General features: G+C 64.1%; 14 protein-coding genes and 1 tRNA gene. 11 read left to right on the forward strand and 4 right to left on the reverse strand.

The window, feature by feature from the left end; genetic code table 11:
• Nucleotides 1-243: amidophosphoribosyltransferase (locus H928_RS32040; protein WP_021025338.1), on the forward strand; the 243-nt coding region annotated here is incomplete at its 5' end.
• Nucleotides 244-307: 64 nt separating this feature from the next.
• Nucleotides 308-793, forward strand: coding sequence for a tRNA (uridine(34)/cytosine(34)/5-carboxymethylaminomethyluridine(34)-2'-O)-methyltransferase TrmL (gene trmL, locus H928_RS0103885; RefSeq protein WP_021025339.1), 486 nt, complete (start codon nucleotides 308-310; stop codon nucleotides 791-793).
• A gap of 54 nt (nucleotides 794-847) precedes the next feature.
• Here trmL and H928_RS0103890 read toward each other — a convergent pair whose 3' ends face one another.
• Entirely contained in the window at nucleotides 848-1,486 is a 639-nt protein-coding gene (locus H928_RS0103890) for a LysE family transporter (protein WP_021025340.1), read from the reverse strand.
• Nucleotides 1,487-1,732: 246 nt separating this feature from the next.
• On the opposite strand from H928_RS0103890, the gene kefC reads away from it, so the two are divergent.
• Both kefC and H928_RS0103900 read left to right on the forward strand, forming a co-directional pair.
• The gene (gene kefC / locus H928_RS0103895; protein ID WP_021025341.1) at nucleotides 1,733-3,607 is read left to right on the forward strand and encodes a glutathione-regulated potassium-efflux system protein KefC; all 1,875 of its coding nucleotides are present in this window, start codon (nucleotides 1,733-1,735) and stop codon (nucleotides 3,605-3,607) included.
• A gap of 74 nt (nucleotides 3,608-3,681) precedes the next feature.
• Nucleotides 3,682-4,116, forward strand: a complete 435-nt coding sequence (locus H928_RS0103900; RefSeq protein ID WP_021025342.1) for a DUF1841 family protein — start codon at nucleotides 3,682-3,684, stop codon at nucleotides 4,114-4,116.
• A 20-nt stretch (nucleotides 4,117-4,136) separates the two neighbouring features.
• On the opposite strand, the gene H928_RS0103905 is transcribed toward H928_RS0103900, so the two are convergent.
• Nucleotides 4,137-4,817 carry a cytochrome c gene (locus tag H928_RS0103905; RefSeq protein ID WP_021025343.1) on the reverse strand — a complete coding sequence of 227 codons (681 nt, stop codon included), beginning with the start codon at nucleotides 4,815-4,817 and terminating at the stop codon, nucleotides 4,137-4,139.
• Nucleotides 4,818-4,920: 103 nt separating this feature from the next.
• Between H928_RS0103905 and H928_RS0103910 the strand changes: the two genes are divergently transcribed.
• The 3 genes from H928_RS0103910 to H928_RS0103920 are packed head-to-tail and all read left to right on the forward strand — an operon-like array spanning nucleotide 4,921 to nucleotide 6,612.
• Nucleotides 4,921-5,775: a MoxR family ATPase gene (locus H928_RS0103910; RefSeq protein WP_021025344.1), complete on the forward strand. Its 855-nt coding sequence runs from the start codon at nucleotides 4,921-4,923 to the stop codon at nucleotides 5,773-5,775.
• A gap of 6 nt (nucleotides 5,776-5,781) precedes the next feature.
• Entirely contained in the window at nucleotides 5,782-6,009 is a 228-nt protein-coding gene (locus H928_RS0103915; RefSeq protein WP_021025345.1) for a hypothetical protein, read from the forward strand.
• Nucleotides 6,010-6,018: 9 nt separating this feature from the next.
• Nucleotides 6,019-6,612 (forward strand): GNAT family N-acetyltransferase, encoded by a 594-nt coding sequence (locus H928_RS0103920; RefSeq protein ID WP_021025346.1) that lies wholly within the window; start codon nucleotides 6,019-6,021, stop codon nucleotides 6,610-6,612.
• 19 nt (nucleotides 6,613-6,631) lie between these two features.
• On the opposite strand, the gene H928_RS0103925 is transcribed toward H928_RS0103920, so the two are convergent.
• The gene (locus H928_RS0103925) at nucleotides 6,632-7,219 is read right to left on the reverse strand and encodes a hypothetical protein (protein ID WP_021025347.1); all 588 of its coding nucleotides are present in this window, start codon (nucleotides 7,217-7,219) and stop codon (nucleotides 6,632-6,634) included.
• Between the two features lie 73 nt (nucleotides 7,220-7,292).
• Here H928_RS0103925 and H928_RS0103930 point away from each other — a divergent pair, with 73 nt between their 5' ends.
• The 3 genes from H928_RS0103930 to H928_RS0103940 are packed head-to-tail and all read left to right on the forward strand — an operon-like array spanning nucleotide 7,293 to nucleotide 14,770.
• Nucleotides 7,293-8,480, forward strand: coding sequence for a VWA domain-containing protein (locus H928_RS0103930; RefSeq protein ID WP_021025348.1), 1,188 nt, complete (start codon nucleotides 7,293-7,295; stop codon nucleotides 8,478-8,480).
• Between the two features lie 2 nt (nucleotides 8,481-8,482).
• Nucleotides 8,483-10,369: an autotransporter assembly complex family protein gene (locus H928_RS0103935; protein WP_027010526.1), complete on the forward strand. Its 1,887-nt coding sequence runs from the start codon at nucleotides 8,483-8,485 to the stop codon at nucleotides 10,367-10,369.
• A 3-nt stretch (nucleotides 10,370-10,372) separates the two neighbouring features.
• Nucleotides 10,373-14,770 (forward strand): translocation/assembly module TamB domain-containing protein, encoded by a 4,398-nt coding sequence (locus tag H928_RS0103940; protein ID WP_021025350.1) that lies wholly within the window; start codon nucleotides 10,373-10,375, stop codon nucleotides 14,768-14,770.
• Nucleotides 14,771-14,899: 129 nt separating this feature from the next.
• Here the strand turns inward: H928_RS0103940 and H928_RS0103945 are convergent, their stop codons facing one another.
• Nucleotides 14,900-15,601 carry an MOSC domain-containing protein gene (locus tag H928_RS0103945; RefSeq protein WP_027010527.1) on the reverse strand — a complete coding sequence of 234 codons (702 nt, stop codon included), beginning with the start codon at nucleotides 15,599-15,601 and terminating at the stop codon, nucleotides 14,900-14,902.
• A gap of 207 nt (nucleotides 15,602-15,808) precedes the next feature.
• On the opposite strand from H928_RS0103945, the gene H928_RS0103950 reads away from it, so the two are divergent.
• Nucleotides 15,809-15,883: transfer RNA gene (locus H928_RS0103950), tRNA-Arg, on the forward strand.
• The last annotated feature ends 18 nt before the right edge of the window (nucleotides 15,884-15,901 follow it).

Below are 15,901 nucleotides of genomic sequence, written 5' to 3' on the forward strand. Positions count from 1 at the left end.
CGGCTGGTGGACACGCCCGCCCAGGCCGGCCTGGGGCGCGCTGCCCGGCTGCGCAACCTGCGCCATGCCTTTGCGCTGCGCCCGGGCCTGCAGGCGCAGGATCTGGGTGAGTACCCACTGCTGATCGATGATGTGATGACCACCGGCGCCACCTTGGGCGCGGTGGCGCAGCTGCTGCAGGCGCAAGGCACGCCAGCGGTGCAGGCACTGGTGTTTGCCAGAACGCCGGCGCCCGGCCAATAGCGCAGCGGTCCACCCTTGTTTGGCGGGGCCGCTACACTGGCGCCCTTGTTTTTGCGCATTTGCCATGTTCAACGTCGTCCTGGTCGAACCCGAAATCCCTCCCAACACCGGTAATGTGATCCGCCTGTGTGCCAACACCGGCAGCCGCTTGCACCTGATCGAGCCGCTGGGCTTTTCGATGGAAGACCGCTTGATGCGCCGCGCCGGCCTGGACTACCACGAGTACGCCGCCACCCAGCGCCATGCCCATTGGGACGCCTTTATCGAGCGCATGCAGCCTGCCGCCGACCGCATGTTTGCAATGACCACCCATGGCAGCAGCCCGGCGTTTGATGTGCGCTTTCAGCCCGGCGACTGGCTGGTTTTTGGCTGTGAGACCCGAGGTTTACCGATCGCCGTACGCGAGAGCTTTCCCACGAGCCAGCGCGTGCGCCTGCCGATGGTGGCGGGCCAGCGCAGCCTGAACCTGTCCAATGCAGTGGCGGTGACGGTGTTCGAGGCCTGGCGCCAGAATGGCTTTGCGATGCCGGACGGCACGCCGGCTCAGTAAGCAAGCAAGTAAGTACCGACCAGCCCCGCTATCCCAGCGGGGGTTCTCTCAGTTTCAAGCCGCGCTTTGCGAGCGCTTGACGAAAAACAGGCCCATGCCCACCAGCATCAGCAGGCCGCCAAACACCTTGTTCTGGATGCGCATGGCGCGGCTGTCGCGCAGCAGGCGGCGCAGCACGCTGGCGCTGCCGGCATAGCCATGCATCACCACGGTGTCGACGGCCAAGGTCGTGGCAGCCAGAATCAGCAGCTGCAGCCACAGCGGGCGCTCGGAGGTCATGAACTGGGGCAGCACCGCCACCATGAAGATGATGCCCTTGGGGTTGGTGGCATTGGTCAGAAAGCCGCTCAGCGCCCGCTTTTGCCAGCTGCCGCTGGCGGGTTGCTCGGCCTGGGAGTCCATGATGCCGCCCTTGGCGCGCCACTGCGCAAAGCCGATATAGATCAGGTAGCAGGCCCCGACGATCTTGACGACGTTGAAAGCGGTCTCCGAGGCGATCAGCAGCGAGCCAACGCCGGCGCCGGCAATCAGCAGGATTAGCAGCAGGCCCAATTGCAGGCCCAGGATGGTGGCGCTGGTCTTGCGCACCCCGTAGGAGAGCCCGTGGCTCATTGACAACACGGCGCCCGATCCGGGAGATACGGCAATGATGCAAGCCGCAACGAGATACGCCATCCAAGTATGCAAATCCATGGTTCATCCTGGGGCAGCGGAGCCGTCCGCCACCAACGCAGCCCCTGTGGGGCAAAGCGGCGATTATCGCGCGGCCCGGCCAGGCACGTAGGCGCTCGGCCATTGTTGTAAATTTATTTTTTTGATAGCTAAGGCGGCAATACCCACAAGCGCCAACCGCAAAACATTGCAATAAATTACCGTGACCCGGCAAATAAAAGTAATCTGTGCAGCGCAACGACAAAACACCGATAACAAAACGCAAGCATGGAACACGCTCCCGCCTGGCTTACCTATACCTTTCTCTACCTGGCCGCGGCCGTCATCGCGGTACCGATCTCCCGCGCGCTGGGCCTGGGCACCATCATCGGCTACCTGGTTGCGGGCATCATCATCGGCCCCAGCGGCCTGCAGCTGGTCAGCAATGTGCAGGACATCCTGCATTTCTCCGAATTCGGCGTCGTGCTGATGCTGTTCCTGATCGGGCTGGAGCTGCAGCCCAGCCGCTTGTGGAGCATGCGCCGGCCCATCTTTGGCGTAGGCACCGCCCAGGTGTTGCTGTGTACTGCCGGGTTGTTTGCCGCTGGCCTGGCTTTTGGCTATGACTGGCATCTGGCGCTGATTGCCGCGCTGGGCCTGGCGCTGTCATCGACCGCGATCGCGCTGCAAAGCATTGCCGAGCGCAATTTGATGTCCACCACCAGCGGCAAGACCAGCTTTGCGATATTGCTGTTCCAGGACGTCGCCGCCATCCCGATCCTGGCGCTGATCCCGCTGCTGGCCGTGGGCCACCAGGCCGCGCAGAACGATGGCAATGTGCTGATGGAAATCGGCAAGACGCTGGCCATCATCGTGGCCGTCATCCTGGTCGGCCGCTACCTGCTGCGCCCGGTGCTGCGCTGGATTGCCCAAAGCGAATCGCGCGAGATATCGACCGCCACCGCCTTGCTGCTGGTCGTGGGCATTGCGTTCCTGATGCTGCAGATTGGCCTGTCGATGGCGCTGGGCGCCTTTCTCGCCGGCGTGCTGCTGGCCGACAGCGAGTTCCGCGCCGAGCTCGAGACCGACATCGAGCCCTTCAAGGGGCTGCTGCTGGGCCTGTTCTTCATCGCGGTGGGCATGAGCATCGATTTCGCGGTCATCGTGCAGGCGCCGCTGGCCATGCTGGTGCTGGTGCTGCTGTTCCTGCTGATCAAGTGCGTGGTCATCTATGGCCTGGCCCAGCTGCTGCGCATGCCGGTGCAAGAGCGCCCGCTGTTTACCCTGCTGCTGGCCCAGGGCGGGGAGTTTGCCTTTGTGGTGTTCAGCGCCGCCCAGGCGCAGCGCATCTTGACGCCCCAGCAGTCGTCCCTGCTGATCGGTTCGGTCGCCATCTCGATGGTGGCCACGCCGCTGATCGTGGCGGCGATGGACCGCTGGCTGATGCCGCGCTTTGCCAACCTTGCCAAGGGGGGCGATACACCACCCGAGTTGAGCGAGCAGCAGGAAGCCACCGTGCTGATCGCCGGCTTTGGCCGCTATGGCCAGATCGTCACCCGTGTGCTGCTGAGCCAGGGCATCAAGGCTGTGATCCTGGACCACAGCGTGGAGATGCTGGAAGTGGCGCAGAACTTTGGCTACCGGGTGTTCTATGGCGACGCCACGCGCCAGGACCTGCTGCGCATTGCTGGCGCCGAGAAGGCCGAGGTCATGGTGATTGCGGTGGATGACGAGCTGCAGACCAACCAGATCGTGCGCCTGGTGCAACAGCATTTTCCGCACCTCAAGATCGTCGCCCGGGCCAAGGATGTGGCGCACTGGTATGCGCTGCGTGACATGGGCGTGCACCATGTCGACCGCGAGGTGTTTGACTCCAGCCTGCAGACGGCCGAGAAAGCGCTGGAGCTGATGGGCTACAGCGCCGAAGACGCCCAGTATGTGGTAACCGTGTTCCGCGCGCACAACATCGAGCTGTCGGACAAGATGTACGAGCACCACCATGACCGCGAAACCATGCTCGCCGTTGCCAAGCAGGGCCGCGAGCAGCTGGTCGAGCAAATGGCGCGCGAGCGGCAGGAGCGCCAAGAGCAGGTGCAGGAAGCCAAGGACGCGCCAAGCAGCCCCTACCCACCGCCGCCCGAAGACCCGCACAGCCAGATCTGAGCCCTCGCGCCGCACAAAACCGGCTTAACCACAACCCAGCGTAGCTGCTAGGTGCATGCTACGCTGTGCGCCCTATGTTCAACCCCTCCCAAGCCGATGTCCGGCGATTTTTCTGCGCCGCCTATGCCAAGCACCAGGCGGGCCAGCCCATGGAAGCCATCGAGACCCTGGCCAGCCTGTGGATCGATGAGCACCCGGAATACCGTGAAGACCTGAGCGATGTGGATGCGGCCATCGCCCGCAACTACGACCTGACGCCGGAAAAGACCAACCCCTTCCTGCACCTGTCGATGCACCTGTCGATCAGCGAGCAGTGCAGCATTGACCAGCCGCGCGGCATTCGCCAGGCGGTGGAGCTGCTGGCCAAGCGCCTAGGCTCCTTGCACGACGCCCACCATGTGGCCATGGAATGCCTGGGCACGATGCTGTGGGAGAGCCAGCGCTCGGGCCGCCCGCCCGATGGCAATGCCTATGTGGCCGCTGTGCAGCGCCAAGCCACCAAAGACTGAGCGCCTAGCCGCCAACCGCTTTAATTAGCTGCCTGCTTGCTGCGAAAGCGCGACTCGGGCACGATCTGCAGCGGGCCATCCAGGCTGCCAATGTAGTTGGCCAGCGCCTTCATTTCGGCATGGGTGAGCTGCTTGGCCATGCCCACCATGATCGGGTGGTTGCGGCCGATGCGGGCGTTTTTCTCGATGGTGTAGGACTTGAGCGCCGCGTAGAGGTAGTCGGGATGCTGACCACCCAACTTGGCGTACGAGGGATCGAGCGGCTTGGAGAAGTTGTCGCCATGGCAGCTCACGCAGGTGCCTTTTTTCAGCAGCTCGGCCACTTCGGCGCTGGGCACCTTGGACGGCTTGTCTGCCAGCTGGGTCTCGCCCACCGTGTGCTGCGCGTAGTAGGCGGCCAGATCGGCAATATCTTGCTCACTCAGCGAATCGGCGATGGCGCGCATCGTCGGGTGTTTGCGGTCGCCCTTCTTGTAGGCATGCAGGGCCGCGTCGATGTATTTTTCGCTCTGGCCCGAAATCTTGGGCACCTGGTAGACCTCGGGAAAGCTGGCCTTGTAGCCCACAATGCCGTGGCAGCCGATGCACATCGCCACCTTGCCCTCAGCCGCCTTGGCATTGCCCTTGATCTCCTGCGCGCAGACTGCGCCGGTCGCTGACGCGACAAGCAAGGCAAATATCGTGGTCCATCTTTTATTCATTGTGCGCACAATCGTGTGGTTCAGGCCGCCGCAGTGATGCGGAGATCTGGGTTTATAGTCAACGCTGTACTGGCCCCGTCATCACGATTCTGCATCCACTTCCATGAAATTCCAAGGCACACAGAACTACGTCGCGACCAATGACCTCATGCTGGCGGTCAATGCGGCAATTACCCTTCAAAGACCGCTTCTCGTCAAGGGGGAACCAGGGACAGGGAAAACCATGCTGGCGGAGGAGGTTGCACAGGCGTTAGGCATGCCGCTGCTGCAGTGGCATATCAAGTCCACCACCAAGGCCCAGCAGGGTTTGTATGAGTACGATGCGGTCAGTCGTCTGCGTGACAGCCAGCTCGCCGACCCCGAGAGCGCAGCCCGCGTCAAGGACATCAACAACTACATCCTCAAAGGCGTGCTGTGGCAGGCCTTCACGGCCGACGCGCCGGTGGCGCTGCTGATCGACGAGATCGACAAGGCGGATATCGAATTCCCAAATGACCTCTTGCGCGAAATCGATCGCATGGAGTTCTACTGCTACGAGACGCGCCAGATGATCCGCGCCAAGCACCGCCCGCTGGTGGTCATCACCTCGAACAACGAAAAGGAACTCCCGGACGCCTTCCTGCGCCGCTGCTTTTTCCACTACATCAAGTTCCCCGATGCCGAGACCATGCAGCAGATCGTGGCCGTGCACTTTCCTGCGCTCAAGCAGGAGCTGCTGTCGGCGGCGATGAAGGTGTTCTTCGACATCCGCAACCTGCCGGGCCTGAAGAAAAAGCCCTCCACCAGCGAGCTGATCGACTGGCTCAAACTGCTGGTGGCCGAGGACATTCCGCCCGAAGTGCTGCAGACTGCAGACCAAAAAATCGCCATCCCGCCGCTGGTGGGCGCCCTGTTGAAAAACGAGCAGGATGTGAGCCTGTTTGAAAAGCTGGTGTTCATGAACCAGCGCAACCGCTAAATCGCCATGGCCACCCCACAGCAACTGCTGATCGAAGGGCTGAGCGATGCGGCCGGTTTTCTCGCCGGCGCGCTGCTGGGCTGGGGCATTGGCGCGCTGCTGGGCTGGCAGCTGTTCTCCGAAGGCTATGGCGCCAGCAGCATCGCCGCCATTGCGCTGGTGGGCCTGGGCGGCGGCGCCGGCTTGCAACTGGCCCGGCGCTGGCGCATCCGCCGCAACAACCACACTGAATAGGACGAGGCAATGGCCTTTGTAGAACCCACCGAACTGCGCGCCCGTGGCGTGCTGCTGACCCCGCTGACCTTGGCGCATGAGGCAGGCCTGCGCGCCGCCGCTCAAGACGGTGAGCTGTGGAACATCCGCGTCACCTCGGTGCCCGAGCCCGAGAACACCCGCGCCTACATCGAGCAGGCCCTGGCGATGCGCGATGCCGGCAGCCGCATGCCCTTTGCGGTGGTGGACGAGGCCAGCGGCCAGCTGCTGGGCACCAGCAGCTACCACGACATCGTGCCAGCGCTCAAACGCGTGGAGATTGGCTACACCTGGTACGCCCGCAGCGTGCAGCGCAGCCATGTCAACACCACCTGCAAGCTGCTGCTGCTGACCCATGCCTTTGAGACGCTGGGCGCAGCCGTCGTGGGCTGGCGCACCGACAACTTCAACTTTGCCAGCCAGCGCGCCATTGAGCGCTTGGGCGCCAAGAAGGACGGCGTCATCCGCCACCATGCACCGCGCCGCGATGGCACCGTGCGCGATACCGTGCTCTACAGCATGCTCGCCGGTGAATGGCCCGAGGCCAAGGCGCAGCTGCTGTACCTGCTGAACCAGCCGCGCTGAGATTAAAGAAACGGCTGATTTAAGCCGTCTGCAGGTTCAGCACGCCCAGGTACTGCTCCGGCAGAATCTGGCGCAGATGGGTTTTGACATTGTCGGCATAGCCGGTGTTGGTCATCTGCTCAAGGAAAGTGACCATGTCCACCAGGCCCAGGAGCAGCTCGGTCTCGTCGCTGGCCTGCTGCACCCGCACGGCAAGCGCCATCGCATCGGCGCTGCGCTGCATCTGCAAAATCCCCACCGCATACATCTTGCAGCCCGCCAGCGAACGTTTGCTGCCCTGGCTGGCACGCGTTTGCTCGACATAGACGGGGGCCGCAGGCGGTCTGGGAGCGGCCTGCACCGGCGCAGGCGCAGCCACCGGTGGGGGTGGCGGTGGGGCCGGAGGAGGCGGTGGTGGTGGCGGAGGAGCAGGCGGCTGTTGCATCGCCAGATAACCGGCCGTGACCAGGGCATCGAGCACGCTGCCAGCGCTGTCCCCGACCCAACGCGCGATCTCTTGACGCGAGCGGTTGCCATCGCACAAGATCAGAATCTGGCGCTCCTGCACGGACAGGCTGCCGCGGTCACGCAACGCCTGGCGTGCCTTGTCCGTTTTGATCATCACCATGACAGCTTGCCTTTTGAGTACCCGTTAGACTGGAGAGGCTAGCGCCAAACTGTTACGGATTGTTTACAAGACCATGTTGATAGACTTTTTCTACACCTTGCGCGCGGCCAAGTTGCCAGTGTCGGTCAAGGAGCTGCTCACCCTGCTCGAAGCACTGGACAAGGGCCTGGCCGGGCCCCGCTCCGAGGACGCCTGGAGCCTGGACGATTTCTATTTTCTGGCCCGGCTCTGCCTCGTCAAGGATGAAAAGCTGTTCGACAAGTTCGACCAGGCCTTTGGCGCCTACTTCAAGGGCATGGAGATGCTCACCGACTGGAAGAAGGAGCTGCCCGAGGACTGGCTCAAGCAGGTGCTGGAAAAAGAGCTCAGCGCCGAGCAAAAGGCCGCCATCGAGGCGATGGGCTGGGACGAGCTGATGGAGACGCTCAAAAAACGCCTGGAAGAGCAAAAAGGCCGGCACGAAGGCGGCAACAAATGGATTGGCACCAACGGCACCAGCCCCTTTGGCCATGGCGGCTATAACCCGGCAGGTGTGCGCATTGGCGGCCCGGGCAAGAGCCGCAGCGCCGTCAAGGTCTGGGAGCAGCGCGCCTACCGCGACTACGACGACACCCAGGAGCTGGGCACCCGCAATATCAAGGTGGCACTGCGCCGCCTGCGCCGTTTTGCCCGGGAAGGCAATGAGCTGGAGCTGGACCTGCCAGATACCATCCGCGCGACTGCGGCCAATGCCGGCTACCTTGATATCAAGATGGTGCCCGAGCGCCATAACCATGTGAAGGTACTGCTGCTGATGGATGTGGGCGGCACCATGGACGACCATATTCAACGCGTCGAGGAATTATTCAGCGCCGTCAAAAGCGAGTTCAAGCACCTCGAGTTTTATTATTTTCACAATTGCGTCTACGACTATATGTGGAAGAACAATAAACGCCGCTACGCTGAGAAATTCCCCACCTGGGACATCATCAGAAAATATAACAAAGATTACAAACTCATCTTTGTGGGCGATGCCACAATGAGTCCATACGAAGTCCTACAAGCAGGAGGCTCTGTTGAGTACAACAATGAGGAACCTGGGGCCGAGTGGCTTAAGCGATTGACCCACGCCTTTCCCAAACACGCCTGGATCAATCCGGAGCCCCAAGGCGTGTGGCAATACCGCCAAAGCATCAGCCTGATACAACAACTCGTAGGCGACCGTATGTTTCCCCTGTCACTCAAAGGGCTGGAGGACACCATGCGCTTGCTGTCAAAGTGACCATGCGACACCGTCTGACAACGCCGGTTCTGCCGGCGTTTTTTATTCTTACTGCTGCCCTGCTGACAGGCTGCAGCAGCACCCCCAAGGCCGACGACGCGGACGACACCGCGACGCATGCCAGCAGCGAGCCCGCGTTTGATATCACTGTCAAGGCACCCAAGAAAGTGCGCGAGTACCTGGAGCAGTATGTCGAGCTCAAGCGCTACCGCAACTTTCCCGGCCTGCAGATGAGCGAGATGACGCGCCTGCTGGGCGGCGCCGATGAGAATGTGCGCGAGCTGATGGGCACCCTGGGCTACTTCAGCCCCGAGATCAAGATCGACGCCTACGACACCGGCGCTGCTCCTGCCAGCAGTGGCATATCGGCAGAGAACAGCCAGGCAAGGCCGCAGCTGGTCATCGAGGTCGAGCCCGGCCCGCAGACCAAGGTGACCGAGGTGGCGCTGGACTACAGCGGCGAGGTCACCGAGGAGAAGAACTTTGCCGCGCGCCGCGCGCGCTTTGAGCGCAACTGGGATCTGCAGCCCGGAGAGGGCTTTACCCAAAAGGAATGGAGCAGCGCCAAGTCCGAGGGCCTGCGCAGCCTGCAGCGCAACCGCTACCCCACCGCCAAGATCAGCAACAGCCAGGCCAATATCGATGGCGATAGCAACGAGGCCAAGCTCTCGGTGGGCTATGACAGCGGCCCGCTCTACAAGTTTGGCCCGCTGCGCATCGAAGGCGCCGAGCGCTATGACGCCCAAGGCATTGCCCGCATTGCACGCCTGCCCAGCGGCCAGAACTACAGCGAGGCCGACATGCTCGACGCCCAGACCCGGCTGGCAGGCAGCGGCTACTACGACTCGGTGTTCCTGACCTTGGACACCGACACCGCCAACCCCAAGGAAGCACCGGTAATCGCCCAGGTGCGCGAGGCCAAGATGCAAAAGGTGGTGTTCGGTATCGGTATGTCCACCGACACCGGGCCCCGCCTGAGCCTGGACCACACCCACAACAAGATGCCCTGGCTGGGCTGGCGCGCGGTGAGCAAGTTCTCCTTCGAGCGTGACAAGAAGCTGCTGTCTACCGAATGGACCGACCTGCCCAAGGAAAGCGGCTGGGCCTACTTTGGTGCGGGCGAGGTCAAGCGCGAGCTCAACGGCGACTTCACCGTCAACTCCATGCAGCTGCGCGGCGGCCACAAAAAGAGCAGCGACCATATCGACCGCAGCGCCTTCTTGCAGTACGACTTCTCGTCGGTGCAGGGCCAGGAGAAGATCCCATCGAGCAGCGCCTTGAGTGTGAACTACGGCTGGACGGGCCGCTATTTCAACAACAACACCGACCCCACGCGCGGCTACGGCATTGCCGCCGAGCTGGGCGCGGGCTACACCATCACGCCGGACCGCGACCCCTTTGTACGCAGCTTGCTGCGCTGGCAAGGCTTTGTGCCGGCAGGCAAGGTCACCGCGCCCAACGGCAGCTCGCGCAGCGCCCGCATAGCGCTGCGTGCCGAGGGCGGTGCCATCCTCGCCAAGGACTCGGCCGTGATCCCCGCTACCCAGCTGTTCATCACCGGTGGTGACACCACCGTGCGCGGCTACGGCTACAAAAAGATCGGCACCCGCGTGGCCGATGACCAGGTCTATGGCGGCCGCTACATGTATGTGGGCAGTGTCGAGTACCAGCGTCCCCTGGTGCGCAATGGCGAGATCAGCGCCTGGGAATCGGCCGTGTTTGCCGATGTGGGCTCGGTCGCAGACAAGGCCGGCGATCTGTCGCCCTACTGGGGCATTGGCACGGGCCTGCGCTGGCGCAGCCCCGTGGGCGCGCTGCAGGCCGATGTGGCCTATGGCTTGAAAGACGAACGTTTCCGCTTGCACCTGCGTCTGGGATACAGCTTCTAAAACATGGCAGATACACACGCAACCGCACCCACCGCCAGCGCAGCGCAACCAGCGGCGTCGCCGCCCAGCGGCCCTTCTTCCCCCAAAAAGCGCAGCGGCCTGCGGCGCGTCGTGCGCGTGCTGCTGTGGCTGTTCGCCGCCCTGATCCTGCTGCTGGCGGCCTTGCTGGGCGGCTCCTGGTGGTGGAGCGGGCAGAACGATTCGCTCGCCCGCAGCATCGCCCTGGCCCAGCGCTTTTTGCCGGCCGACATGCAACTGCAAGCGCAGGACGTGCAAGGCAGCCTGCGCGGCGGCGGCAGCATTGGCCAGCTGCGGTGGAGCAACCCGTCGATCAGCGTACAGGTGGACCAGGCCACCATTGGCTGGAGCCTGGACAAGATCTGGGACCGCGAGCTGCGCCTGGCGCCCATCCATATCGCCAAAGTCAGCATCACGCCGTCGGGCATCGACCAACCCAAGGAACCCAGCCCGCCTCTGGAGCAGTTGCCCCTGCCGCTGCGCGTGCTGGAGGTGCCCTTCGCGGTGGACGAAATCGTCTGGGCCGCGCCGCAGCCCATCACCGTCACGCAACTGCAGGGCCACTACCTTTATGCCGCTGACAAGCACCAGCTGCAGATCGACAAGGTCGAGGCCTTCAACAGCCGCCTGCAGCTCAAAGCCGATGTGGATGCCCTGGCGCCCATGCAGATCGCTGCCGATCTGAAAGCCCAGCTGGACCAGCCCGCCACCGACACCCTGCCCGCCATCCTGGCCGATGCCGGTGTGCAGTTGACCGGCACCTTGTCCGGCCTGGATGCCGCCTTGCGCGTGCAGGCCCAGGTCAAGCCGCAGTTTGAGGCAGCGGCCCCCAAGCCCACGGTGGCCGATGCACCGGCACCCACCGCCGCCCGCAAAAAGACGGCCGCCAAGGCGCCCTCGGCGCAAGAGAAAGCCGCCAAGGCCCAGGCCGCCCGCTCCGCCCAGGCGCTGGCTGGCGCCGCGCCGATGCTGGCCAATGTCGACGCCACCGTCTACCCCTGGCGCCCCTGGCCGCTGGGCCCCGCGCAGGCCCAACTGCAAAGCGTCAACTTGGCTGCCTTTTTGCCCAGCCTGCCCACCACCTTGCTCAATGGCCAGTTGGCAGTGACGGAGGCGGCCGCTGATCTGCTCAGCAGCACCCATGCCGCCCATCCAGCGCCCGCAGTGGTGGATGCGCCGGTGGACCCCATGGTCACCAGCAGCGCAGCACCAGCAGATTCCGACACCTCGCCGACCAAACCCGCAGCACCCCCTGCGCTGCTGCCGGTGCCACTCGATATCCAGATCGATATCAGCAACGCCCTGCCCGGCCCCATCAACCAGCAGCACCTGCCCGTCAGCGCCGTGCAGACCCATGCGCTGTTTGATGGCCAGCGGGTGGACGTGCTCGAAGGCAGCCAGGTGCAACTGGGCAGCGGCAGCCTGACGGCCCAGGGCCACTACCGCCTGGCGGACCACCATGCCGGTATCCAGGCGGCATTGCGGGCGATCAACCCGGCACTGGTCGACACCCGCATCGACAGTGCACCGCTGTCCGGCAGCCTGTCGGCCCAGTCGCAAAACGACGCCATTGTGTTTGACGCCAACATCACGTCCGAGCGCCGCACACCGGCCAAGGCCACCGCAGCGAGCACCAGCTTGCCGATCGACCGCGTGATCGCCAAGGGCCAGTGGAAAGCGCCCGAGCTGCAGCTGCAAAGCGCGCAGATCGATGCGCTGGGTGCGCATATCAGCGCCAAGCAGCTGACCGCCAACATCGACCAGCGCAGCGGCGCCGGTGAATTGTCGGTGCAGGCGCCCGGTGCCAACCTGGACGCCAAGGCGCAGGCCGCGCCCCAGCAAGGCCAGGGCACCATCGCACTGCGCCTGAGCAGCGCCGAGCAACTGCTGCAATGGCTGCGCAAGCTGCCGGGCATGGCCCAGGCACTGCCCGAAGGCATGCTGGCCCAGGGCAGCCTCGACGCCAAGCTGCGCTTTAGCGGTGGCTATGGCGATGCACTGCGCCAGCTGCAGCAAGCGGGGCTGCTGGCCCAGCTGCCTGCGGGCATTCCTTCCGGTGGCCAGCCTTTTGCGCTGGATGCCAACATCAGCACCCCACAGCTGAGCCTGCGCACCAGCGCCGATGCTGCGGACCTGTGGCAGCTGCGCGATACCGAGCTGGCCCTGGTTGGCAACCTCAAAAAAGTGCAGCTCGATCTGCGTGCCCAAGCCCAGCACGGCGAGCAGCAGATGGCTGCCCAGGTCAGCCTGGCCGCGAACAGCACGGCGGCCAAACAGTGGAGCGGCGCCTTGAGCAAGCTGCAGGCCCGCGCCACGCTGCCGCCCAACAAGGCGCCGTGGCAGGTGCAGCTGCAGCAGCCGCTGGACTTCAAACTGCAGCTGCCCGCCGGCAACCAGCCGCTGCGCGCCAGCACCGGCGCCAGCCAGTTGCAGCTGACCGGGCCCGAGCCAGGCACGGTCACCCTGCAATGGAACCCCCTGCAGTTCAGCCAAGGGGCCGACCAGGCCGTGCAGCTGCAAAGCACTGGCAGCCTGCAAGGCCTGCCCCTGCGCTGGATCCGTGCCTTCCAAAAGCCCGATCCCAGCCAGACGCAAAAGCACAGCCCTTTTGACTCTGACTTGGTTGTCCAGGGCCGCTGGGATGTCAACACACAAAACGGCCTCAACGCCAAGGTCGAGATCGAGCGCGCCAGCGGCGATCTGCAGCTGCACACCCAGGGCAGCGCGCCCACGAATGTCACCTTCCACTCGAGCGGCAAGGAAGGCGCGGTCTCCAAGGCCTTCTCGGCCGAAGGCCAGACGATCATCGCCCGCATCCGCACCGCCAAGGTCGAGCTGACCGTGCAGGACCGCCAGCTGCGCAGCCGCGTGCAATGGGATTCGGTCAACGCAGGCCAGCTCACGGCCGATGTGCAAACGGCGCTGCAGTACGAAGGCAAGAACTACCTGGGCGCCACCGTGGCCCCCGATGCACCGCTGTCCGGCAACGTGCAGGCCCAAATGCCTGATCTGGGCATCTGGGCCAGCTTTGCCCCACCGGGCTGGCGCGTGGCCGGCAGCCTGGCAGCCAATGTGCAGCTGGCAGGCAACCTGCAAGACCCGCGCTGGAGCGGCAGCATCACCGCCGACAAGATGCGTATCCAGTCGCAACTGGATGGCGTGGACCTGCGCAACGGCAGCCTGCGCGCCCAGCTCAACGGCAATACGCTGGAGCTGCAAAGCCTGCACTTTGACGGCGGCGAAGGCAGCCGTGCGCGCATTGCCGGCTACAGCGGCAACCTGACGGCCGCGCCCACCAGCGGCGGCACGCTCGACGCCACCGGCACCATCAGCTGGACCATGCCGCAAAACGGCGCCGCGCCCGATATCCGCATGGACATCCGCACCCAGGCCAAGGCGCTGCAGGTGCTGGTGCGCGCCGACCGGCAGGTCAGCGTCTCCGGCCAGGTGCGCAGCCAGCTGCAGCAAGGCCAGATGAGCATCACCGGCGACCTGACCGTGGACCGCGCCAGCATCATGCTGGCCGATGAATCCTCACCCACGCTGGGCAGCGATGTGGTGGTCAGCACCAAGGCCAGCCGCGCAGCGGCTGCCGAAAAAGCCAAGCAAGAAGCGGCCAAGGCTGCGCAGGCCAAGCTCGATGCTCCGGCTGGCCGGGTCGAGCCCGCCAAGCCGCTGATCCTGAACGTCAAGCTCGACATGGGCCGTGACTTTGCGCTGCAAGGCTATGGCATCACCACGCGCCTGACTGGCACGCTCAATGTGCAAAGCAGCGGCGGCGCCGGCATTGGCATGCCGCGCATCACCGGCGTCATCAGCACGGAAGAAGGCCGCTACCGCGCCTGGGGCCAGGTGCTGAATGTGGAAACCGGCCTGATCCGCTTCAACGGCCCTTACAACAACCCCTCGCTCGATATTCTGGCGCTGCGCCCCAATATCGCCGTCAAGGCCGGTGTGCAGGTCAGCGGCTCGGCGCAGGCGCCACGCGTGAGCCTGTACTCCAACCCCGAGATGCCCGATGCGGAAAAGATCTCCTGGGTGGTGATGGGGCGCGACCCTGCCGGCGGCGGCGCCAGCAGCGCGCTGATGCAGCAAGCGGCGCTGGCCTTGCTCAGCGGTGGATCGGGCGAGAGCGTGACCGGCAATATCGCCAAGAGCCTGGGCCTGGACGAAATCGGCTTTGGCGGCACCGACCGCGATTCGGCCAGCCTGTCCGTCGGCAAGCGCCTGTCGCAAGACCTGTACGTGACCTACGAAGCGGGCCTGGCCGGCACCTTGGGTGCGCTGTACATCTTCTACGACTTCACACGCAACCTGCAGCTGCGCGGCTCTGCCGGTACGACCAGCGCGCTGGACCTGATCTATACCTTGCGCTACGACTGATGGAGCCCATGAGCGCCTGCCATGCGCCATGAGACCTATGACAGGCCCCCGCAGTTGCCAAACGGCGGGGGCCTGTTTGCCAGGGGCTCCGCAGACGTTGGGCTCCGCGTTGCGCTGGCAGCATAGGCATCAATCCATGCCCATGCCGAAGAATCCAGCACCGGACCACGGCGCAGCGCCCGGCGCATCGCGCTGGCTCCTCACTCTGGCGGCCATGCGCTCTGGAAGCTGGGACAGTACCTTGGGGAAAGCGCGGCAGTAGGCCATTTGCACACCCGCCATCTCAGCGAGCTGCCGATAGCTGATCCAGGCACCCTCCGGAACCGCGCAGGCCACCTGTTGAACCCTCTCCTGCCACTGGTCGCTGAACGCTGGCCCCTTGGCATGGCACAGCGATACCTCGGCACCACAGCGAATGGCGCCGCCTCGCAACACGCGGGCGAGCATGCCTCTGTCTCGCCCAATCGAAGCCAAGGCCCCCGGGCACCTGCGCTCCAGCAACCGGCAAGGTTCACAGAGAAAGCTGATCGCGACGACAACCTCGCTGCCCATGCGCAACAGATCACCGGAGGCCAACCCGCTGGTGGAGAAATCCACCCGCATATTCTCTCGGAGCGAGCCTTCCGCCAAGCCCCAGCGCTGGTAGGCATCAGTGCCGGCGACGAGCAACTGCCGGGGGGATAACGAGGAAGCATGCCGGTCTCCCACCAGCCCATAGCCACCGACTGCCTGGACTTCGGCCACGGAACGGGGTTCAGCCTCCTGGCCCACCCTGAGGTAAAGCGCCTGCAAGGAGCCCATGGGCTGCCAGCTGTCTTGGAGATCGGCCAAGGAGGGAAGTGGGATGGGATGAACGGGGAACATGCGCTGCCATTTTGCGCCCTCCACGCCGGGAATGGCCAGCTGCGCAAAGAGGATCTGACCGCAGGCGGCGCTGAGAACCTACATCCCAACCATGCCGCAACCGGGAGTCCCATCGTTGTGGCTTCGCAGATTGGCTTGGGAGCTTTGCAAGTCCTCTACAATACACCGCTGTCCCTCTCCGTAGTTCAATGGATAGAACGAGTGCCTCCTAAGCGCTAGATACAGGTTCGATTCCTGTCGGGGGGACCACTTTTTCTAAATGAAATC

The organism is Comamonas sp. B-9, from assembly GCF_000410635.1.
In the GTDB taxonomy this organism is placed as follows: domain Bacteria; phylum Pseudomonadota; class Gammaproteobacteria; order Burkholderiales; family Burkholderiaceae_C; genus Comamonas.